General features: G+C 44.9%; 17 protein-coding genes. 13 read left to right on the top strand and 4 right to left on the bottom strand.

The annotated features are described in order from the left end of the window. Positions 1-54 precede the first annotated feature (54 nt). From LP107_RS09585 to LP107_RS09570, 4 genes are all read right to left on the bottom strand, one after another. The gene (locus tag LP107_RS09585) at positions 55-1,722 is read right to left on the bottom strand and encodes a formate--tetrahydrofolate ligase (RefSeq protein ID WP_112742036.1); all 1,668 of its coding nucleotides are present in this window, start codon (positions 1,720-1,722) and stop codon (positions 55-57) included. 309 nt (positions 1,723-2,031) lie between these two features. Then, positions 2,032-2,475 carry an Mpo1 family 2-hydroxy fatty acid dioxygenase gene (locus LP107_RS09580; protein WP_078274328.1) on the bottom strand — a complete coding sequence of 148 codons (444 nt, stop codon included), beginning with the start codon at positions 2,473-2,475 and terminating at the stop codon, positions 2,032-2,034. Positions 2,476-2,623: 148 nt separating this feature from the next. Continuing rightward, positions 2,624-3,385 (bottom strand): nicotinamide riboside transporter PnuC, encoded by a 762-nt coding sequence (pnuC, locus tag LP107_RS09575; protein WP_078274327.1) that lies wholly within the window; start codon positions 3,383-3,385, stop codon positions 2,624-2,626. Positions 3,386-3,571: 186 nt separating this feature from the next. Further along, positions 3,572-4,801, bottom strand: coding sequence for a BaiN/RdsA family NAD(P)/FAD-dependent oxidoreductase (locus tag LP107_RS09570; protein ID WP_078274326.1), 1,230 nt, complete (start codon positions 4,799-4,801; stop codon positions 3,572-3,574). Positions 4,802-4,967: 166 nt separating this feature from the next. Here LP107_RS09570 and pgsA point away from each other — a divergent pair, with 166 nt between their 5' ends. The 13 genes from pgsA to LP107_RS09500 all read left to right on the top strand — a co-directional run bounded on the left by pgsA (position 4,968) and on the right by LP107_RS09500 (position 20,754). Further along, the gene (pgsA, locus tag LP107_RS09565) at positions 4,968-5,615 is read left to right on the top strand and encodes a CDP-diacylglycerol--glycerol-3-phosphate 3-phosphatidyltransferase (protein WP_078274325.1); all 648 of its coding nucleotides are present in this window, start codon (positions 4,968-4,970) and stop codon (positions 5,613-5,615) included. A 262-nt stretch (positions 5,616-5,877) separates the two neighbouring features. Then, on the top strand, positions 5,878-8,106 hold the full coding sequence (locus tag LP107_RS09560) for a cytochrome c biogenesis protein CcdA (protein ID WP_078274324.1): 2,229 nt from the start codon (positions 5,878-5,880) through the stop codon (positions 8,104-8,106). 522 nt (positions 8,107-8,628) lie between these two features. Beyond that, positions 8,629-9,072, top strand: a complete 444-nt coding sequence (locus LP107_RS09555) for a DUF3465 domain-containing protein (RefSeq protein WP_078274323.1) — start codon at positions 8,629-8,631, stop codon at positions 9,070-9,072. A gap of 142 nt (positions 9,073-9,214) precedes the next feature. Further along, entirely contained in the window at positions 9,215-10,483 is a 1,269-nt protein-coding gene (locus LP107_RS09550) for a phospholipase A (RefSeq protein ID WP_264676171.1), read from the top strand. A gap of 3 nt (positions 10,484-10,486) precedes the next feature. Further along, a complete protein-coding gene (locus LP107_RS09545; RefSeq protein WP_143821691.1) occupies positions 10,487-11,260 on the top strand; it encodes a ComF family protein in 774 nt (257 codons plus the stop codon). A 256-nt stretch (positions 11,261-11,516) separates the two neighbouring features. Further along, positions 11,517-11,984, top strand: a complete 468-nt coding sequence (locus LP107_RS09540; RefSeq protein WP_078274320.1) for a pilus assembly FimT family protein — start codon at positions 11,517-11,519, stop codon at positions 11,982-11,984. Further along, positions 11,981-12,511, top strand: coding sequence for a type IV pilus modification PilV family protein (locus LP107_RS09535; protein WP_078274318.1), 531 nt, complete (start codon positions 11,981-11,983; stop codon positions 12,509-12,511). Before LP107_RS09540 ends, LP107_RS09535 begins: the two co-directional genes overlap by 4 nt. Beyond that, positions 12,511-13,383, top strand: coding sequence for a prepilin-type N-terminal cleavage/methylation domain-containing protein (locus LP107_RS09530; protein WP_158079659.1), 873 nt, complete (start codon positions 12,511-12,513; stop codon positions 13,381-13,383). Before LP107_RS09535 ends, LP107_RS09530 begins: the two co-directional genes overlap by 1 nt. Before the next feature lie 11 nt (positions 13,384-13,394). Beyond that, on the top strand, positions 13,395-14,150 hold the full coding sequence (locus LP107_RS09525) for a pilus assembly protein PilX (protein WP_143821690.1): 756 nt from the start codon (positions 13,395-13,397) through the stop codon (positions 14,148-14,150). Positions 14,151-14,181: 31 nt separating this feature from the next. Then, on the top strand, positions 14,182-18,852 hold the full coding sequence (locus LP107_RS09520; RefSeq protein ID WP_264676172.1) for a PilC/PilY family type IV pilus protein: 4,671 nt from the start codon (positions 14,182-14,184) through the stop codon (positions 18,850-18,852). A 25-nt stretch (positions 18,853-18,877) separates the two neighbouring features. Then, positions 18,878-19,393, top strand: a complete 516-nt coding sequence (locus LP107_RS14340; protein WP_078274345.1) for a type IV pilin protein — start codon at positions 18,878-18,880, stop codon at positions 19,391-19,393. Next, entirely contained in the window at positions 19,387-19,797 is a 411-nt protein-coding gene (locus LP107_RS09505; protein WP_272506368.1) for a type IV pilin protein, read from the top strand. The genes LP107_RS14340 and LP107_RS09505 overlap by 7 nt, the downstream gene beginning before the upstream one ends. Positions 19,798-19,971: 174 nt before the next feature. Continuing rightward, the gene (locus LP107_RS09500) at positions 19,972-20,754 is read left to right on the top strand and encodes a hypothetical protein (protein WP_228157795.1); all 783 of its coding nucleotides are present in this window, start codon (positions 19,972-19,974) and stop codon (positions 20,752-20,754) included. Positions 20,755-20,767 lie beyond the last annotated feature (13 nt).

Here is a 20,767-nt window from a genome sequence, read left to right as displayed (position 1 = left end):
CTATGGCAGGTTTTTCCATAGCCGATATTAATCATCAAATTGATTCTTGGTTGTCTAAAACAACCCCACAATCTCCCCATCAACCACATCAATGTTCATGGACGCAGGGGCTTTGGGTAGTCCGGGCATTTTCATGATGTCGCCGCAGAGTGCGACCAAAAACCCAGCCCCGTGCGAGATGGTGATTTCACGCACGCTGATGGTGAAATCCGTGGGTCTGCCTAGGGCTTTGGGGTCATCAGAGAGTGAGTATTGGGTTTTTGCCATGCAGATAGGCAGGTGTGATAAGCCCATTTTGTCAATGGCTTTGATGTCGGATAGGGCTTTGGCAGTGAGCGACACACCGTCCGCTCCATAGATGGTTGTGGCGATGGCGGTGATTTTATCGCTGACACTGACGTTATCATTGTAGGTTAGGGCGAAGTGGTTGGGAGCGTGCGTGGCGTCGATGACTTTTTGGGCAAGGTCAAGACCGCCTTGTCCGCCTTTTGCCCAGACATCGCACAGCGACACCGCCACGCCCCTGTCATGGCAGGCTTGTTCTATCAGGGCAAGTTCGGCATCGCTATCACTAACAAAGCGGTTGATGGCGACCACGACAGGCAGTCCAAAGGCGGATTTCATGTTGTCGATGTGTTTTAGTAGGTTGGGTAGTCCTTGGGACAGAGCGGTGAGATTTTCGCCAGTCAAGTCATCTTTGGCGATGCCACCATTGTATTTTAAGGCACGCACGGTTGCCACGACCACGACTGCATCGGGGTGAAGCCCTGCCAGTCGGCATTTGATGTTGCAAAACTTCTCCGCTCCCAAATCCGCCCCAAAGCCTGCTTCGGTGACCACATAGTCGCCCAGTGCCAGCCCGAGCCGTGTCGCCACGACCGAGTTACAGCCGTGGGCGATGTTGGCAAAAGGTCCACCATGGATGAGCGTGGGCGTGCCTGCCATGGTTTGAACTAGATTGGGGGCAAAAGCGGTTTTGAGCAAGGCGGTCATCGCTCCTTGGGCCTGCAAATCTTTGGCGAATACAGGCGTACCATCAAAACGGTAAGCGACCATCATGTTGCCCAGTCGCTCTTTTAGGTCGTCCAAATCTCGTGCTAGGCAAAACACCGCCATAATCTCAGACGCCACGGTAATGTCAAAGCTATCAGGGCGAATCACGCCATCACTGGGTTTGCCCATGCCACCCACGATGTGACGAAGAAAGCGGTCGTTCATGTCCAAGGCACGTCGCCACAGCACTTTTTTGGGGTTGATGCCCAGCTCATTGCCGTGATGAATGTGGTTGTCAATCAAGGCGGACAGTAGGTTATTGGCACTGGTGATGGCGTGAAAATCGCCCGTAAAATGCAGGTTGATGTCTTCCATGGGGACGACCTGTGCCTGACCGCCCCCTGTTGCTCCGCCTTTGATGCCGAACACAGGACCAAGCGATGGCTCACGCAGGGCAAGCACGGCACGCTCACCGAGTGCGGTTAATGCGTCGCCCAGACCGATGGCGAGCGTGGTTTTGCCTTCGCCAGCAGGCGTGGGGTTGATGGCGGTCACTAAGATGAGCTTGCCTTGGCGGTCAGTGGTCGGGGTGTGGCGGATTTTGGCTTTGTATTTGCCGTAGTGTTCGATGTCGTCGTCGGACAGTCCGAGTTTGCGTACGATGTCACTGATGGGGGCGATGGTCGCTAGGGCGTTACTGGCGATTTGGGCGTCGGTCGGTTGAGTCATGATAAGTCCTTAACATCATGTCAATGTGATTAAATGGAATGTGATTAAACAGGCTGTAAAAGGCGAGACAGCCGTCATTAATGATAAAATAAAGTGGCTCTGGTTCAAAAAGTATGCTACAAAGAAAACCGTTCGTGGCGAGCTTGGGAAACCTAACGGTTTTCCTGCCCGCAGGCAGGCTCAGAGCGAACGGAAAACTAGTTTGGCATACTTTTTAGACTACTACCAATAAAGTTAATAATGTCATAACAGAGCATGATGATGACATTATAATCATTTTATCAGCAAAAAGCCATGACAAAATTGGGGTTATGATTGTCGGGCAGGGGTTTTGCCAAACAGTGCAAAAGCCACCCACAAAGGTCCAATCAGCAAAAATTGCAAATCTTCAAAAAATGACGGCTTTGCCCCTTCAACCTTATGCCCGACAAATTGCCCAATCCAAGCCACCACAAACACCCCAACCCAAAACCAAATACCAACAGGGGTAAACACAGCAACACTAAGACACAGCTCATAAAAGGCAAGCATGGCAATAAAGGACGACAAAGACAATCGCACATAAAACCACAGCACGCCTATCGTAACGACTGCAAGTAGATATGTTGAGATATGATAAAGTAGGGCGACTATGGTCAAAAAGATAATCGGCACGCAAATGTAATGAATGCGTTTGTTCGTGGGATTTTGATGGCTGACGGCATATTCGGACAGCCAAAGTGATAAGGGTTTTTGCGATTTAAATGGATGCATAAAATGTCCTTATTTTAGGCTTGGTAAAATAACGGGTTAATTTATTGCTAATAATTTAACCCATGATAAAAAAATGTCAATAATTTATCAATATTAAAATGATGAACATTTAAAATTTAAGATTTTTAAATTACTGCTAAATGGTTTGTCAATTATTTATTTTGGCTTTATTTATCTTTTCACTGCGATACCAGCCATATAACCCAACAATGGCATTGACTTGATAAACCATCGTCTGAATGGCAAAAATATAATTAGCCGTCATGATATTAACAATAAGCCAAACCATATTAACAATAATCCACAAATACCAATTAAAAGAATATCGCATTATCATCGTGGCTTGGGCGGTAACGGACAAAATAAATGCCAAAATATTAATGGTATAAAAGCTAATCCCCATAAAGGTAGAACCGTCATCTTGATAAATGGCGTAATTATGAGCAGTAAGCCAATCATTGATAATTGGAAATAAATAAACGCCAATGCCGATAAATAAAACGGTAATTATCCACACATATTTATTTGCCGATTGTGGAAGCATATTGCCGTCTGCGTCCGTGTTCTTTTTCCAATAAATCACGCCCCAAACGTGCGTAAAAAAGTTAAATAGTGGGGCAAGCATGAGCCCAATCGCCCCACGACTGCCCTGCACGACCACTTCCCCTGCCGTGGCAAGCATACCAAAGCCGTTGCCCATCACGTTTTTGCGAAAGGACAAACCCACCACGCACAAAAGCCCGATGTAGGAGACAATAAGATAAAACCAGTCAAGCCCTGTGTGTTCGGTGGTTTGCCAAAAGCCGACAAATAGGGCGATGACCCCAACCACAAACCAAGCGATTATCCATTGTTTTGACCAATCTTTATCGCCAAATCCTGTGATGTTATCCAAAAATTTAAATTGCATGGGTGTCCTTATTACAAGTTATTTCAAAAAATTAGAAGTGATTTTAATATCATCTTAACCTAAAATGATGGTTTATTGATTATTAGGTAATTTTTTGGGTATGGGGTTAAATGGTAATTCGCTCTTAATAAATCGGTTAATAAGGTTAAAAATGGGGCTGATTTAAAAAATTCCAATAAAACATGCTCACACCGCCATCGCACACGCAAAGCCACTTGCCCATGCCCAGTGAAAGTTATAACCGCCAAGCTGACCTGTAACATCCAGTACTTCGCCGATAAAGTATAGACCATCGCACAGCTTACTCTCAAAGGTCTTGCTAGATACATCACGGGTGTCCACCCCGCCAAGGGTTACTTCTGCCACTCGGTAGCCTTCGGTGCCTGATGGCTTGATTTGCCAGTCGTTTAGGGCGTTGCCGAGCGTGATGAGTTCTTTGTCCTTGATGTTGGCAAGCTCGCTGTCTTTGTGCTGTTGCCAAAAGTGACTCTCTAACGCCAATAGCAATTTTTTGGCAAAATAGGGCTGTAAGGCGGTGCGAATGTGCTGTTTGGGGTGCGTGTGTTTGTGCTTGATTAACAGCTCGCCTGCACTCATGTGTGGCAGTAGGTTGATGTGAATGTACTCGCCGATTTGCCAATAGTTGGATAGTTGAAGCATGGCAGGGCCTGACAGTCCCCGATGGGTAAACAGTAGCGGTAGGGCAAATTGGGCTTTGTCATTAAAAGCGATGACGTCCATGCTGATACCGCTTAGCTCTTTTGCCATGGCTCCGATGTGGTCGGTAAAGGTAAACGGCACAAGACCTGCCGATGTTGGCAGTATCTGATGTCCAAACTGCTCGGCAATCTGATAGCCAAAACCGCTCGCCCCGAGTGTGGGAATGGACAGACCGCCTGTGGCGATGATGAGTGAGTGGGCAGATAGAGTGTGCTCACGGTTGTCTTTGTGCGTGGTTAGGGTGAATGTGTCACTCTTGTTGATGGTGCTGATTTTGGTGTTTAGCCAGATGGTTACGCCATGATGGTCGCATTCGGTCAGGATCATATTTAAGATGTCTTTGGATGAGTCATCGCAGAACAGTTGCCCGTGCGACTTTTCATGAAAACCAATGCCATGCTTATAGACATAATTCATGAAATGATGGGGCGTGAACTTTGCCAGTGCCGACCGTACAAAATGCGGATTGTGGCTGATAAAATGCTCAGGACGTACGTCCATATTGACGAAGTTACACCGTCCGCCCCCTGACATGAGAATTTTTTTACCAGCTTTGTTGGCGTGGTCAAGCACTAGCACGCTTTTGCCACGTTCGGCAAGATGAAAGGCACAAAACAGCCCAGAAGCCCCTGCACCGATGATGATGGCGTCAAAGTGGGTTATGGACTTGGGCGATGATGGGGTCGGATGAGTCATGATGGTGTGATGATTTTATGATGAGTGTAGAGAATAAAAGATAAAAATAAAGTGGGCATAAAAATTGCTTTATTTTACCCAAAATCTGTGTAAAAATCTTAAATTTTTACACAAAAACACCCCATTTTAGGGTATCATACGCCCATATTTTTATGTTCAGCCCGCCATGTCTAACGATAAGCCCAATAAGACTAGCATTTTTACCCTGCCCAATAACTTGACAATTGCTCGCATTGTCATGATACCGCTGTTTGTGGCGATTGCGTACATGCCCCCTGCACTTGGCATTGGCGTGCCTGCCATTCCCGATAATGCCATTGCTCGCCTTGGCATGCTAGAATACAGCGATAACATGCTTCGTCATTTTTTGCTGACGTTTGTTTTTATATTGGCGGCACTGACCGATTGGCTTGATGGTTATTTGGCACGCAAACTCAACCAAAGCTCGGCATTTGGGCGTTTTTTAGACCCTGTGGCGGACAAATTGATGGTGGCGGCGGCACTTATTATCTTGGTGCAGTGGCATCCGAACATCGTGATGGCGATTAGTGCCATTGTGATTATCTCTCGTGAGATTGCCGTGTCAGCACTGCGTGAGTGGATGGCAGAGCTTGGCAATCGCACATCGGTGGCGGTCTCATATGTAGGCAAATTAAAAACCACATTTCAGATGGTTGCCATTACCGTACTACTACTCAACTGGCAGATTTTGGAGACGCTGGGCTATACCTTGATGATTATTGCGGTGATATTGACCCTGTGGTCGATGACGATTTATCTAAAAGCGGCGTGGCCTTATTTAAAACAAAATTAATTTAAATCATTTAAAATAAAATTAACAAAAATCCACAATCACGTGTGATTTGTGTATAATCGTTAAAAAACGGCTTATGATATAATAAGCCGTTTTTTTCTGTGGCTTATGCCATTTTATCATAGCTGAACAATATACTTCACTCTCAACTTAAAATGGTAACTTACTGATTATCTGATGGTTATTTTTCGGGTTGTGGGGGGAATTGCAATTTGCCCTTGATAAATCAATCACTGATATAAAGTTGAGAATAGGATACAATATGTCAAAATTCACTCATTCACTAACTTCCTTATCCCGCCTGTCTGCCTTATCGCTTGCTTTGGCGTTGCCCATGTCTGCGATGGCACTGTCTGCCGATACCGCCAAAAGCGATGGCACGCTATCAGGGCTGTTTGCTCATCAGTCCAAATTCAAATTCCTACCCGTTCACCAAGCCTTTAACGTCTCTGCCAGTCAGCAGGGCGACACGCTTGCGGTGACATTTGGGGTAACGCCCGAGCATTATGTTTATAAAGACAAAATCAAACTGACCCTGCCCGATGGCGTGAGCATGGGCGCGTGGTCGTTTAACAAACCACACACGATGATAGATGATCCTGAATTTGGGCGAGTGGCGGTATTTGAAGAAGACGTGGTGGCAACTGTCAAACTGACCGCCACTGCCGATGTGACCGCCCCGATAAGTGTTCGTTGGCAGGGCTGTGCCAAGGCAGGGCTGTGTTATCCGCCTGAGACACTAAAAACGACCATTAGCCTAACAGGCAATGCCAAAAAAAAACCAGACACACCAAGCAGTCAAGCCACGGTCACAAATAAAGCCAATCAATCGGGCAAAGGCACACCCAAAGATGGCGTGGGGCTTGGCTTGGATAATCAGTCAAATAATGGCTTAACTGGCAATTTAAATAATAATGTAACTAACGGCTTAAATAACTCAAATAACAATACAAATAACAATTTAGACAAAACCAGCCCGACCACAGAGCCTACCCAGTTGTCACAGGCAGGCATGAGCCAAGATGGGACAGGTGTGCCCGTCACTCAAAACACCGCTCCCGACCAAACACTGTCAGTCCCAACATCGCCACTGGTCACGCCTGTATTTGGCGATGAGCGGGGGAATACCCCAACTGGCGAATCAAATGATGAGATGGGTGGCGGACTGGGTAATGAGTCATCTGCTGACATGGCAAGCTCCCCAAATGCCCAAACAAGCACGGCGGCCGCAGACACCAGTCATCAGGCAGTAAGCAGCCAAAGCGACCCGTTTGGCATTAACAAAAATCCTGCCCTAGCGGTGCTACTGCTCTTTTTGGCGGGACTGTTGCTGTCCTTTACGCCATGCGTCTATCCGATGATACCGATTGTCGCCAATATCGTTGCTCATAACAAGTCCCATACTGCCTTAAAGGGATTTGCCTTGTCGGGCAGTTATGGACTGGGTGTGGCGACGGCTTATGGCGTGTTGGGCGGTCTGATTGCGTGGTTTGGGCAGGCGGTGGGCGTGCTTGGACTGCTACAAAACCCTTATGTACTGGGGGTATTTGCCATTATTTTTGCCTTGCTTGCCTTGTATATGTTTGACATCATTAAGATCACTTTGCCATCGGGCGTGCGAGACATGTTGCACAGAAAATCCCAATCTGCCGATGATAAGCTGGGCAGTGTGGGTGGTAGTTTTGTTGCTGGGGCGTTATCGGCACTGGTGGTGTCGCCTTGTGTGTCCGCCCCCATGGCAGGGGCTTTGACGGCAGTCTCGGCAAGTGGTAGCGTGCCTTTTGGGTTCATCGCCCTGTTTTCGTTGGGGCTTGGCTTGTCCATACCGCTCATGTTCATCGGTCTGGCACAGGGCAAGTTTATGCCCAAAGCAGGCGAGTGGATGAACCGTGTCAAGGAATTTTGTGGGCTGTTATTGCTCGCGGTGTCGCTATCTCTATTAGAGCGACTACTGTTCTCGCCTGTCATGCTCATCATTTGGGCGGTGTGGTTTGCGATGACGGCAGTGTGGCTGTTTAGAATGAAAAATCTAGCGTCGCACGCATTTGCCTTGGTGGGGGCGTTGTGGGCGGTGTGCCTTGTGGTGGGGGCGAGCATGGGGGCGAATGACCCATGGCGACCGCTCGCCAAACTGGGGGTGACCGCGACTGTTGCCGAGTCCAAGGCAGACATCAAAATCAGCAGTCTAAGCGAGCTTGACTCCATCCTTACCCGTCATGAAAAAGTGCTGGTGGACGTGACTGCCGACTGGTGTGTCGAATGCCGTATCATGGAACGTACGTTGTTTACCAATCGCCCTGTGGCACTGTCAGACTATCAAGTGGTCAAGCTAGACATTACTGAGACCAATGATGACAGCCGAGCGGTACTGGCACGTTATGGGCTGTTTGGGCCTCCGGCACTGCTTATTTATAAACAAGGGCAGCTGCAAACCATGCTACTTGGCGAGACCAAACGGGCGGATTTTGAGATGGCGTTGGTGCAGTTTTGATGATTTTGAAATTTTTTTAAAATTATTTTAGGGCGTGCCTGCCTTTTATATTTGCCATGAAAAACCAGATTTAGTCATTTTCATGCAAAAACGATTAGTTTATTTCTAAAATATTTCTATATTGTAAATATTGTTATAAAAGGTAGGCACGCCCTAAAAATTAGTGCCGTCATTTAAATGCAGGTATAAAATTTACAAAGCCAACAACAAACAACTGACAAAAACTGTAAGTCATTGACAAAAAATGTCAGCTTGGTAAAAATTGGTAATCTTAGGTAAGGTAGAGTTGTGAACCCGAGCGTTTACAACTTTATTTTGCAAGCGTGTTTGGCTTTTGTTAAAATATGCAGTTTTAAGCCATGTTCTGATGACTTGCTTTGGGCAAAATGGGTAAACAGACAGATAAAATGAAACAGGCTAGACAAACCAAGACAGTACTGGGTGCATGTACACACTGGGCAAGACCATTTGTACTGGGGGCGACATTAGGAGTGATGTGTTTGGTATTGACCGCTTGCCTTGATGATAACCCAGGCAAGCAAGCAAGCTCACCAAACATCGCAGGCTCAGACTTTGGTGGATGCCCAAACCGCCCAAAACACACAGCCCAAGCAGTCAAATCCAAGCTGTCAAAATCAGCTCATCGCCACAAGCTTTACCGAGCGACGCTCTGATGTCCAAGTGGCAGGGTGTGGCACGGTCAAGGCAACCCTGCCCGATGACAACAAAGGCTCACGTCACCAAAAATTCATCGTCTCATTAGACGGGGTGGACATGACGGTGCTTATCGCCCATAACATTGACCTAGCCCCGTATGTGACAGGGCTAAAAAAGGGCGACAGTGTGTCATTTTATGGCGAGTATGAATACACCGACAAAGGTGGGGTGGTGCATTGGACGCACCATGACCCTGCGGGCAGACACCAAGGGGGCTGGATTATGTTTGATGGGCAAAAATATGAATAGCGGTCTTTGTATTTGATGTTTTTAAATTCAACCGTTGGTCTTAATTTGATTTATCGTTTAGTATATCTATCATTTAACAAAACATGACAAGCATGAATGCATAATGATTTAAGCTTGTCATTTACCTAGTGTGAGATATTTTATGAAGTTTATCCCAAAGCGATTGAGCCTTGCTGTGACGCTCTCGTCATTGTCGCTAGGCGTGATGAGTGGGCAGGCATGGGCAGAAGAGATTGCCCTGCCCATGCCCGAAGTGAGTGCGGTGCAGACGAATGAGCTTGACATTACCGACCCTGTGCAGGGTGAGCGACTGTTTTTTGACTGTGCATCCGTGGTCAATGATGGTGAGCGTTTGGCGTGTTTTGACAGCATTGCCCTAGGCAAAGTGCCAAGCGTACTCCAAGACAAACGCCCTCTTGATTTGGGACAGACCTTTAAACGCACCATTAAGGGCGACCCACAGGTGGTGCTTGCTGAGACTGCCGGTGATTTGCCGACTGCTGACATCGCCCTAACAGAGAATGGGGCAGATGATGAGATAAACCCCGACATCAGTGCCAGTGGCTTTGGCAAGGTGGATGGTAGTAGATACACGCCACTGAGTTTGGCTTATGACTTGGACAAAAACAGCGGTGGGCTATGGAAAGCTCGTCCCCATAACCCCATGTATGTCCTACCAGTATTTGTCAATACCAAGCCCAACCGTTCGGTCAGTACCCCAACCCAAGAAGCAGTGGATTATACCGGTAATGATATCCGTAGTACCGAGTTAAAATTGCAACTCTCATTCAAATCCAAAGTTGTCGAAGATTTGTTTGGTACGAACGCAGACATGTGGTTTGGCTATACTCAGCAGTCGCATTGGCAGGTCTATAACGAAGATAACTCACGTCCGTTTAGGGCTCATGACTATCAGCCAGAGCTGTTTATCACTCAACCTGTGGTGGCAGACTTGCCCTTTGATGGCAAGCTACGCATGCTTGGGGCGGGTGTGGTACACCACTCAAATGGTGAAGGTGATTCCCTGTCACGCTCATGGAACCGTGCCTATGTCATGGCAGGGGCGGAGTGGGGTAACTTTACGGTCATGCCACGCCTGTGGGCGAGAGTTGCTAAGACCAGTGACAGTAGCCGTCCTGATGATAACCCTGATATTGTAGACTATTATGGTCATGGCGATGTGCGTTTTATTTATCAGTTTGATAAGGGCAATAATATCTCAGGCACACTGCGTTATAACCCTAAGACCAGCAAAGGAGCGGTTCAGCTTGACTATGTTCGCCCCATTGGTCGTGGCGTGAGTGGTTATGTTCAGCTGTTTCATGGCTATGGTCAGTCCATCATTGATTATAATCATGAGTCCACGACCGTGGGCGTGGGCGTGATGTTAAATGACTGGATGGGATTATAACCTTTGCTCGCTCGCCTGCCCCCGTATGCCCTTGCCATGCTCTCATCATACGTGCATGAGTGCTGTCAGTTATGTGGGCAGACGATAGAGGTTAAGCCTAAGTTGGATATAGGGGGTATGGCTGACCATCCCCCTTTTTGTCATATTCCTGTTTACCACGCACCCTTTTACCATGCTCCACTGCTTTGTATGTATTGTCATGCCCAGTGGGCAGGTAGATTGCCGATATTTGCCATGCGTGATGATGGGCGAGAGATTGCTTTGTATGCGAGTGCTTATTATGATGTGCCGTTAAAGCAGGTCATGACCGCTTTCAAGGATAAAGGCGATGTGTCATCACTCATGGTGCTGTATCATCTAATGAGATACGTCAGGCGACCCCAAGGTGTAAATGCTGATAACGCCGTGCTTATTCCAGCTCCGACCACAAGCTCTCGTTTGGTAGAACGAGGCTTTTATCCTGTGCTGATTTTGACCAGATATTTATCCTTTTTGTGGCAGATACCGATGTGGCAAGGTGTCGCTCGCTTGGATAATGTCATTCATCAGCGTGGTCTTAGCCGTAGCGACCGCCTGCATAACGTCAAGCATGATTTTTATCTGACCGACCCTTTGCCTGTCCGTCATGCGATACTGGTAGATGATGTTGTGACCACAGGCTCGACACTGCTTGCCATGGCAAATGCCATTTGGGCAGAACACCCCACTGCCAAAATTCATGGCGTTTGTGCATTGCATGGGCGAGAGGGGATTCATCTGCCGATTTTGGATGGGTAAAGACCCCCAAGCCTATTTAGTTGCTTAATTCATAGATTGACAAGGATAAGCGGTGTTGGTTTTGGTGCTGATTTTTGCTACAATAGATAAATAAATTGTCAATTTTTGTCAATAAAGTGACAATTTTTAACCATATTTTAGGTATATTCCTCCCAAGAAATAACGATGTTTAAGGAATGATTCTTGCGACATTATCATTAATTTTCACTACTATTTAATTGGGATGGTTTGTATCCCAACCTGTCGGGGATGACTCGTGTTTCATTCAAATTTACATTCATATCGCCATCAGTCGGGATTTACCTTGATTGAGGCGTTGGTGGTAATATCTATTATCGCTATCATTTCAATGATGGCATATCCTAGTATCAGTTCACAACTGGCTCGAACGCAAATGACCAGAGCAGCAGGCGATATTGAGTCTGCATTAAAAAATGCCCGAGCCAGTGCACTAATCCAGAAGAGAAATGTCAGTTTCATTATTGATGCCCAGGGGCATAATATCCAAATAACTGGTTCTGAGCCGATGAATATGACATATTCTAATAAGGTAGTAGTTACTCCCTCTTCAAATACTATTGTCTTCACCCCCCAAAAAACAGTACAAGGTGCTGGTACTTTTGGTATTTGTTACCAAGATTTTACAAGCAATCAAATTATAATAACAGTAGATAATCGCTCAAACATTACAGTCAACAGAAATGGCGGAGATTGTTCATCATGACATATAAATCTTTGAAAAATCAACAGGGTATCGGTATTGTCGAGGTAATGGTCGCATTAATGTTGCTTGCCATCGCTGTCTTGGGGTTTAGTGCCATGCAATTGGCAGCGGTAAAATCTACTGATGAGAGTCTGATGCGTACTCGTGCGTTGGCTGTTATGCGTGGTGCAGCAGAAAACATGAGGGGTTATGGAGAGGATGGTATCGGTGCTTTTACAACGGCACTAAATGGTAATGCTAGGAATACTGATGGTTGTATGCAATCTGGAGATAGTTTAAACTACTGTACAGTAGCACAGCTTGCTGCCAAGGATGCTGCAACTTTAAATGTCTTTGCAACCAGTCAAGGTATGACATTAAGATTAGTCAATTGCCCAGGCACGGCAGGTGGTCAGGTGCGTCGATGCATGATTGCTGCTTGGGGTAAGACGAAAGCGACACTTGGTAGTGGAAGGAATGATTGTGCGAATGAGGCAACAGGCATTCAAAACTCGGGTGCATCATGTTTTGTCATGGAGGCTTACTAATGAATTCAAGACAACAAGGTTTTACCCTCATTGAACTGATGATTTCATTGGTGTTGGGTCTCATTATTTCTGCTGCTGTTATGCAGGTTTACATCATGAGCGTAAGAACAAACACCATTCAAGCTAGTAGCAGTAATTTGCAAAATACCAGCGTGTTCGGCTTTCAGAGCTTAGAGCATAACATTCGTCTTGCCAACTTAGGTAATGATACTACCTCTATTAAGTCTGATACAGGTTTCGGCGGAATTGTCTTGACTAGGAATAACCTTCCTATTGAAGGTGATTTTTTAACACGCTCAGGCGGCGGTGTGACTAACACTAATGTTAGAAGTGACCAGCTGACCATTTCTTATCGCAATATCTCTGGTAGAACAATGAGTGATTGTGAGGGTAATGACGTTCCAGACGGCACCTTGGTTGTAGAGCGTTATTTCATGTCAGGGACAGTGCCAAACCTTCATCTGCACTGTGATTCAGGTCATTTTACAGGAAATAATCTAGGTGGTCTAGCTAACGGCACGGCAAGGCTCGGTGCAGGTGATGTAGAATTCATTAGCAATGTAGATCAATTTAGAATATTATTGGGCATGCAAACTGAGGGGAATAACCCACAGATTACCTTTTTGTCTCCACAAGCTTATGTTAATTTGGGTGCTGGCAGCCAAGATCCGATAGTGGCGGTCAGGCTGGGAATTGTTAGTCGCGGCGGCACAGCTATTTTAGGTGAAGAAGGAGCGACTCAATTTCAAATATTTGGTGAGACAAATACCTTGATAGGTAATGCCGCAAATAATGCACAGGTTCGGGGTGTCTACGAGTCAAATGTACTGCTTAGAAATGCTCGTGTCGTACATACCACAGGTAGAGATTAAAGAGAATAATTATGTCTAGCTTTTCCCAAATGAATATCGCCAATCGTCACCAACAAGGCGTTGCTTTGGTGGTTGTTTTGGTTTTTCTAATCATGATTTTAAGTATCGGCGTGATTGCTTTACGAAAAAGTAGTACAGACTTAAAAGTCGCTACCGCCGACCAAATGGACAATGTGCTACTCCAATCGTCTGAAAGTGCTAATCAAAAGCTAGAAGCCATTGTTAATGGTAGCGATCAAGATGTGTTGTATAAAAGAGTGGTGCTAAGCCCCTTAGGGTCTTTGGGTTATTTTATTAATGATTCGAATAATATGGGCGATGAATTTGTTTATTGTTTCAATCCTAGGACCAATGATTATTTGCGTAATACTGCTACTATTTTTCGTGGGACAGGTATGCTAGAAAATAATGGTGGTATTTGCGGTCAGGGTGACACTTTTGAATATACCAGTGCCAGACAGTCGGTGGTTACGCAGGTTAATCTGACCCAGCCTAGAAAATCAGAAGAAAATAACGAGAATGCTTTTGGTTTTGAGCACATCCCTTATGGTCAGAGTGCTACATTGGGAGAGGCAACCGTCTACGACTTTGAGGTGCATACCACTTCTCTAATCCCTGCTTACGGCACACCTGGGAATTGTTTGACTAGACGCACTACCGAGACTAATGACACATTGATGGACTGCATGGCTGACACAGGTACGCCACATAAGACCATTTACCAGCAAGTGACTGTAGCTCAAACCAGTACCCTAGCAAATCGTTAATGCTCATCATAACAGCAAACAGGTGATTATCATGAAAAAATTTAAAAAAAATACACTTAGTACACAGCTTACCCGTGTTAGTATTGCCACAATCATGGCAATGACCACCATGTCAGCTCACGCATCAACCAAGCAGATTGGAGACCTTGAAATCTATCAGCCTGCTAAGTCAGCCAATACAAACCTGATGATGATGCTGGACACCTCAGGCTCGATGGGTATTAGCTCCCTTGTCCTACCAAAGACGAACAAGTATGGTAGCCCTGGTGATGTTGATAAACCTTTGTGCGGTAGAACGACAGGGGCTTTTAAACAGTGGATTTATAACGCTAAAGATATGCGGGCAAGTAGTGAAACTTATAATAGAACTGCTTTTAAAAAGAGCGTAACAGTCGAAGGAGAGACGATTAACTACTATCTGCGAGGCTGTGGTACAGCAACCATTGATGCCTCTGGCAAGCTTATTGAGAGTGAGTCAGGTAAGTTTGACCGACTGTCGCGTCTCAAAGAATCCTTGATTCAGCTCATTGCCAGCGGTACCATTGACGAGACCGTCTCTATTGGTTTGGGTAACTTCTCCTCCAAGACCCCCATTAAGATTGGTGATTCACAAAACACTTTGGTGGACGGTCACTCAGGCACGATCTTGGTTCCTGTTAAACCTTTGACCAAAGAACATCGTTTGGATCTAATTCGTACACTTGCTGCTTTCAAATCGGTTGATGTTGAAACCAACGAAGATGGGACGGCGAACCCAAATCTAGCAGGTAACTCAACCAACTATCCTGATATCTTTAAGGCAGCAAGTGGTACGCCGACCGCTCATGCTTACGCTGAGGCAGGTGCTTATATGCTAGGGACTGGTACTGGCAGGGATAGTAACATCGAAAAGGCAAAAACTTTAAATATCTTGTATGATGGTTCTGTGGTCATGCAGCGTACAGGTGGCACTGAACAGGTCTATTATATTTGCGTCGAGCTGGGTACTGCCGATGCAGCAAGGCAATTCGGTGCGACCGTTAGGCAGTGTGCAAATGGTTGGAACCCTAATGAAATTCGTAAGGATACTGGGCAGCCTTTTGGTTTATGGTATGATGGTTCAACAATAGGACCCAACATTCCTGTTTATAAACCTAACAGCAATGGCGGTTGGACGCCGGTTAGTCGTCAAGAGCTAATTAGAACTGTCGGTCGTATGAGCAATGCATGGGAGACGCATTCAAAACTTCCTGTGGGCTGGCGTTATGCTGGTTGGATGAAAGTAGACAATGAGCCGATGGACATCGAGCCGATTAACACCAAAGGCTGGGACAACCCAGGTGGGGCAACTGCTTATGTATCCTACCGTGCCAGTCCATTTATCGTAACATCTACTACTGAGGGTGCTGAGACTTGTGATGCAGGCTATGCTTATCGTAGTACTGCTTGGGATAATGGTGGTAACTACAAATGTAAGAGTAATGCATTGGGGGAGGGAGTAAAAGGAACAAATAGAAACCTGACCTGTCCAAGTTGGTATATTGATTGCCAGCCAGTGCAATCAAGAACGATACTTGTCCGAAATAATTGGGGTACTTACAGCTATCAGAATGAATATTATCGGATGGGCTATCACTTAAAAGAAGCGAAAAAATCAACAGCCATGAATGAATACCGAAATAATATTGGCGGTATGAGATATGCTGGTATTAAACATGACCTAAATGGTGACGGTGTTAACGAGTTAAATGTTACTGTGCCATTTAAAAATGACGATAATTATCAAGAGCCTGATAATACCGTGGGTGAATGTAGCAGTAACGGTATCTATTTCCTAACTGACGGTGCCCCTAACTCCACAACAGATGATATGGCAGAACAAATCATCAATCGCACCTTGGGCAATAAAACCATCTCTTCAAAACCTGTGGGGCTAACATCTCCGGCGTTAACCTCTGGTCTGTTTCCAGGTGAGACAGGGGGCTGGGAATATATTGGTGAGTATGCAAAACGTCTAAGAGAGCCAACACAAAACCCATCTGGCGTAAAAATCAGAACGGCGGTAGCGGGGTTTGGTGCATCTTTTGCCGGTCTGTCAAGTTCGAAAAATGAAAATGGGCAGACCATCTATAACTGTGACTCAGATACGGCCACCGCAGATGCTAAGAATGCGTGTCGTTGGGGTAATATTGGTAGCGGTTATGGCGAAGGTGGTTTTTTCTATACTCAGTCAGCTGATGATATTGCTAAGAGTATCAAGGTATTTTTAAACACACTAAATACAAGTCTGCCTACCGCACCAGCTGGTACGATTACCATTCCTGATGACCCATATCAAGCATCCAGTCAACAGGCTATTGCTTTCTTGCCTATGTTGCAGCCAGATGTGAGTTCCGCCAGTAGTATTTGGCAGGGTAACTTAAAGAAATATGAAATCGGTACAGTAACCAAAGGGGTGAGTGATGTCGCTAATGAAGGCACATTCTTTGGTAAAAACAAAGCTCATCTTTACCAAGCAGATGGTGTGAGCCTAAGCAAAGTAGCCCAAGATTTTTGGAGTGATAAAGATTATCCAGATGCCAACGATGCGGTAACATCAGGTGGGGTTTATGCAAATCTAAAATTGCCTAATAGGTCAGCACTTGATGGTGTTCGCACCGTTTTTGTGGAAGATGGTGATACTCTTAAAAAATTCGGTGTTAATGCCAGTGGGAAGCTAACCTTAAATGACAATGAGTTGAGTGCAGACAATACTTTTGCGGATACTAAGCTGTATACACCTGCTAATGTTCAGCATTTATTGAGATTCTTAGGATTTGTCAATGTTACTGTACCTGATAATTTAGCAAATACAGTGGTAACAGCTGATAATATAGCTGACTCTAAAATCATGGGCGGTGTTGTGCATTCCTCGCCTAGCTTTGTCTCTTATTCGGCAAAGGTAAATGCAGATGGAGAAGTGACAGATGAGCGTGATGAGTATGTTCTCTTTGGTTCGATGGATGGTGCATTGCACATGGTGGATTCTGATAATTTTTCAGAGTCAGGTTCTGGCGGCAAAGAGCAATTTGCCATCATTACCAAGCAGATGTTGTTAGAACAGCCAGAGGCGCTCTCTGCATCTGTAAGTGGAGAGAGTGAGGGTGTTGGTAAGCCGAAGTTTGGTGTGGATGCTCCGTGGCTAGTAACAGCAACTTATACTTATCAAGACGGTAAGTTGGTGGCTCAAAGCACTGAACCTACCGCCCCTCAAGGCAAGTCATACAATACTCTATCAGGTGTTAATGCTTTTGGTGGCTTCCGCTTGGGAGCAAAAGGTCTGTATGGACTTGATTTAACAGACAAAAATGAACCAATATTAAGATTTGCTTTTCTTCCGACATCGGAGGGTGCAGATAGATTGGGTTATATCTGGAATAAACCAACTTTGGCACGTATTAAGACTGGCGCTAATGATATGGGTACCGACGTACTGGTGTTTGGTGGTGGCTATGACATGTGCTATGAAGATGAGAATTTCCAAGTAGGCGAAGGTACAGGCTCAGATGCTTGTAAGGTAAAACCTTATGCAGATGGTAGTGCAATTTATATTATTAATGCCAAGACAGGTGCTTTGATATGGAAAGCCTCATCAGAGACGATTCGTGATATGAAACACAGTATTGTTGGTGAGATTGCTGTTCTGGACCGTAATAATGACGGCTTTATGGATCACTTATACGCTGCTGACCTAGGCGGTCAAATATTCCGTGCTGATTTTACCAACGCATCATCAACACGTGATTCGTTTGCTGCGCGTGGTGTGGTTCGAGTATTCCATGAACCAGGCGAGGGTGTGTATACCAGACGTTTTTATGAAAAGCCACAGGTTAATATCTATACAGAGACTAAGCGTTTCGCTACGGTATCAGTTATCTCGGGCGATAGAAGTAGTCCTTTATCAAAACTAAGAGGTAATACCACAACGGCTGATAGACTGTATACACTTTTTGATACCGATATTACAAAAACCAATCGAGAATTTAATGCTCTAACTAGTAGCACCTATCAGGTGAAAGATATTACACCTGCCAACCTTGAAGCTTTGGGAGATGTGAATGGTGGTCAAAAAGATACTCACTTACAAAAGATTAAGGCTTTCATAACCAACTCCAATCCAACTGAAGCGGTGAAAAAGGGTTGGTATTATCCATTAAATCGTTTTGATGGTTATACCAATGTTAGATATGGTAAGGGTGTCGGTAAATTAGAAGTAGTTAGTGGCTTGCTGAATAACAAAAGAAGCAGTTTCTTGTACACGACTGTTTATAATCCAGACATGAGTTATACTAAGACCGATAGTTGTTCAGCCCAAATTAAAGGTGGTTCAGAGCGTCAGTTCTACTGCATGCCTTGGGGTATTTGTGAAAACACATCAACTGGACTTGCTGGCTATCAAAGAGCAGGTATAGGTATTCAAGAGCTTGCCAGAGGTCCTGCAAGTAAAGCAAATTCAAGCAAGGTGTTGTTATCGAGCATGTTGGGTGCTTACCATGCCGAAAATAATTACAATAAAGCATCAAGCTCTATTGTTACAGCACAGTCGGGTGTGCCAAATCCTAATGGTGTTACTGGTTGGACGAATCCGATTGCTATACCTGATCTCATTAGTGGCGGACAAAGCGAAAGCACTGCTTATACTTTAACACCCAAGCAATGGTATGACGTGTCTGCCACAAAATAATGTTATTGACTATCGGAGAATATTTATGAATAAACAGCAAGGCTTCACTCTCATAGAGTTAGTCATTACGATAGTTATCTTGGGGATACTGGCAGCGATTGCCATCCCCAGTTATAGGCAATTTTTGATAAAGAATTCAGAGTCGCAAGCCCAAGCTCGTATGGCAACCATTCAGATGGATTTAGACAAATGGCGTGCTAGCACTTTAACCTTTTCAGGTTTTAGAATTAGACAGGTTGCGGATAATGGTGGAGAAACTTTTACGGACGCAACTACCATTAGTGTGCCAACCAATAACCCTAAATACACCATCGAGCTAACTAATGGGCAGGGAGGAGCATTATCTTCTGCGGCTAGAGATATAAATACCGTTAGAGCTGGGACATCTTGGGTGATGGTTGCAAGACCGACCCAAGACAATCAGCAGGCCAAAGTGATTTTGATGAATAGTCAAGGGCAGAGATGTATGAGTGAGGATCGGAACTTTTGCCCAGATAACAGTATTAATGATTGTAGTTGCGAAGGGGAGATTTCGTGGTAATAGAAAATAAGTCAAAGGGTTTTACTCTTGTTGAATTAATGTTAGCGGTGGCGGTGATTGGGATTTTAGCAGCTATTGCCTACCCTAGTTATCAAAACTACATCATTAAGACTAAACGTGCCAATATGATGGCTGATATGCAGAATATGGCAGGTCAAATTGAGTCTAAGAAGATGATGTTGGGTGGTTATGCAAATATACCTACTGCCCCTATTATTAGCTCCGCAAATCCGGAGAGCAGTGAGTTGTATAATGTGGTAATTGCCCCTTTGACGGATCAATGGGTGATTACAGCAACGCCTAATGCTTCTGGACAAATGAAGAACGATGGTAACTTGCAATTGCACGCAGATGGTAGAAAATGCCGTGCGGGAAGATGCGGGACAGGTGATGAATGGCGATAATAAAACATTTGTAAATCAAAATCTTATCATGGCTGTTTGGTTACATATCAAAACATGAAAGTCATCAAAATATCACAAATTTCTTTGATTTGACTATTGATTTTATGGTTTTTTGATATTAAAATTAAACCATATAAATTAATGTTTAGTTTATATATTACTTTTGGAGAAAAGATGATGAAAACTTTAAAGTTAGTAGCCCTAACTAGTGCGGTATTATTTTCTGGTACTGCCATGGCAAATGTCGTAACCAATGCAGGTCATACCATTGTAGATAGTGGTAAGACTGTCTTTACCACATTAGCCAAGCCAGGTGCTATCAATGCTGAGATTGGTACATTAGGTTATGGTGCAAGCATCGCATGGTCTGCCAACGAATCAACCGAAGTGGTTGCTGGTTGGAATGGCGGTAGCTTCGATGTAGATACCGACATCGGTGGTAGTGATTCTATCATCAACTGGAAAAAAGTGCTAGGTAATGAATGGGATGACTATCAAGGCAACCTAAAACTTGATGGCGATTACAGCAACCCTTATGTTGGTGTTAATCTACGTCCTTGGAAAAACCGCTTTACTGTAGGTACTGGCGTTATTTTTCAAGACAATAAGCTTGATGCAACCCTAACTTCCCAAGAAGGGAGAGCAACCATCAAGATTAATGATAAAAAATACAAAGTTGATGGCAATATCAATGTTAAGGCAGAGTCTGGCAATACCTTGGCTCCTTACTTGACTTTGGGTGTTAAGCCAAATATCAACAGTAACAGCCGTGTCGGTTTCTTTGGTGAAGTGGGTGCTGCTTATACTGGCAAATGGAAAACAGAAGTTAATCTAGATAATGCTGTTGTTCCAAGCCAAAATGAAGCAGAATTTCAAGCTGACCTAGAAAAAACCATCAGAGATAATAATCCCACTTGGTATCCTATTGTTAAAGTTGGTGCAACTTATCGTTTCTAATTTAAGCATCTAA

The sequence above is a fragment of the Moraxella bovis genome (genome assembly GCF_025985205.1).
Taxonomy (GTDB): Bacteria; Pseudomonadota; Gammaproteobacteria; order Pseudomonadales; family Moraxellaceae; genus Moraxella; species Moraxella bovis.
This window is presented reverse-complemented; position numbering and strand designations above follow the sequence as displayed.

Bases quoted from the DNA above. Each gene is read 5' to 3' on its own strand.
- LP107_RS09525 (WP_143821690.1), top strand. From the start codon at position 13,395: ATGTCTAGCTTTTCCCAAATGAATATCGCCAATCGTCACCAACAAGGC.
- LP107_RS09535 (WP_078274318.1), top strand. From the start codon at position 11,981: ATGACATATAAATCTTTGAAAAATCAACAGGGTATCGGTATTGTCGAG.
- LP107_RS09520 (WP_264676172.1), top strand. From the start codon at position 14,182: ATGAAAAAATTTAAAAAAAATACACTTAGTACACAGCTTACCCGTGTT.
- LP107_RS09550 (WP_264676171.1), top strand. From the start codon at position 9,215: ATGAAGTTTATCCCAAAGCGATTGAGCCTTGCTGTGACGCTCTCGTCA.
- LP107_RS09500 (WP_228157795.1), top strand. From the start codon at position 19,972: ATGATGAAAACTTTAAAGTTAGTAGCCCTAACTAGTGCGGTATTATTT.
- LP107_RS09530 (WP_158079659.1), top strand. From the start codon at position 12,511: ATGAATTCAAGACAACAAGGTTTTACCCTCATTGAACTGATGATTTCA.
- pgsA (WP_078274325.1), top strand. From the start codon at position 4,968: ATGTCTAACGATAAGCCCAATAAGACTAGCATTTTTACCCTGCCCAAT.
- LP107_RS09585 (WP_112742036.1), bottom strand. From the start codon at position 1,722: ATGACTCAACCGACCGACGCCCAAATCGCCAGTAACGCCCTAGCGACC.
- LP107_RS09555 (WP_078274323.1), top strand. From the start codon at position 8,629: ATGATAACCCAGGCAAGCAAGCAAGCTCACCAAACATCGCAGGCTCAG.
- LP107_RS14340 (WP_078274345.1), top strand. From the start codon at position 18,878: ATGAATAAACAGCAAGGCTTCACTCTCATAGAGTTAGTCATTACGATA.
- LP107_RS09580 (WP_078274328.1), bottom strand. From the start codon at position 2,475: ATGCATCCATTTAAATCGCAAAAACCCTTATCACTTTGGCTGTCCGAA.
- LP107_RS09560 (WP_078274324.1), top strand. From the start codon at position 5,878: ATGTCAAAATTCACTCATTCACTAACTTCCTTATCCCGCCTGTCTGCC.
- LP107_RS09570 (WP_078274326.1), bottom strand. From the start codon at position 4,801: ATGACTCATCCGACCCCATCATCGCCCAAGTCCATAACCCACTTTGAC.
- pnuC (WP_078274327.1), bottom strand. From the start codon at position 3,385: ATGCAATTTAAATTTTTGGATAACATCACAGGATTTGGCGATAAAGAT.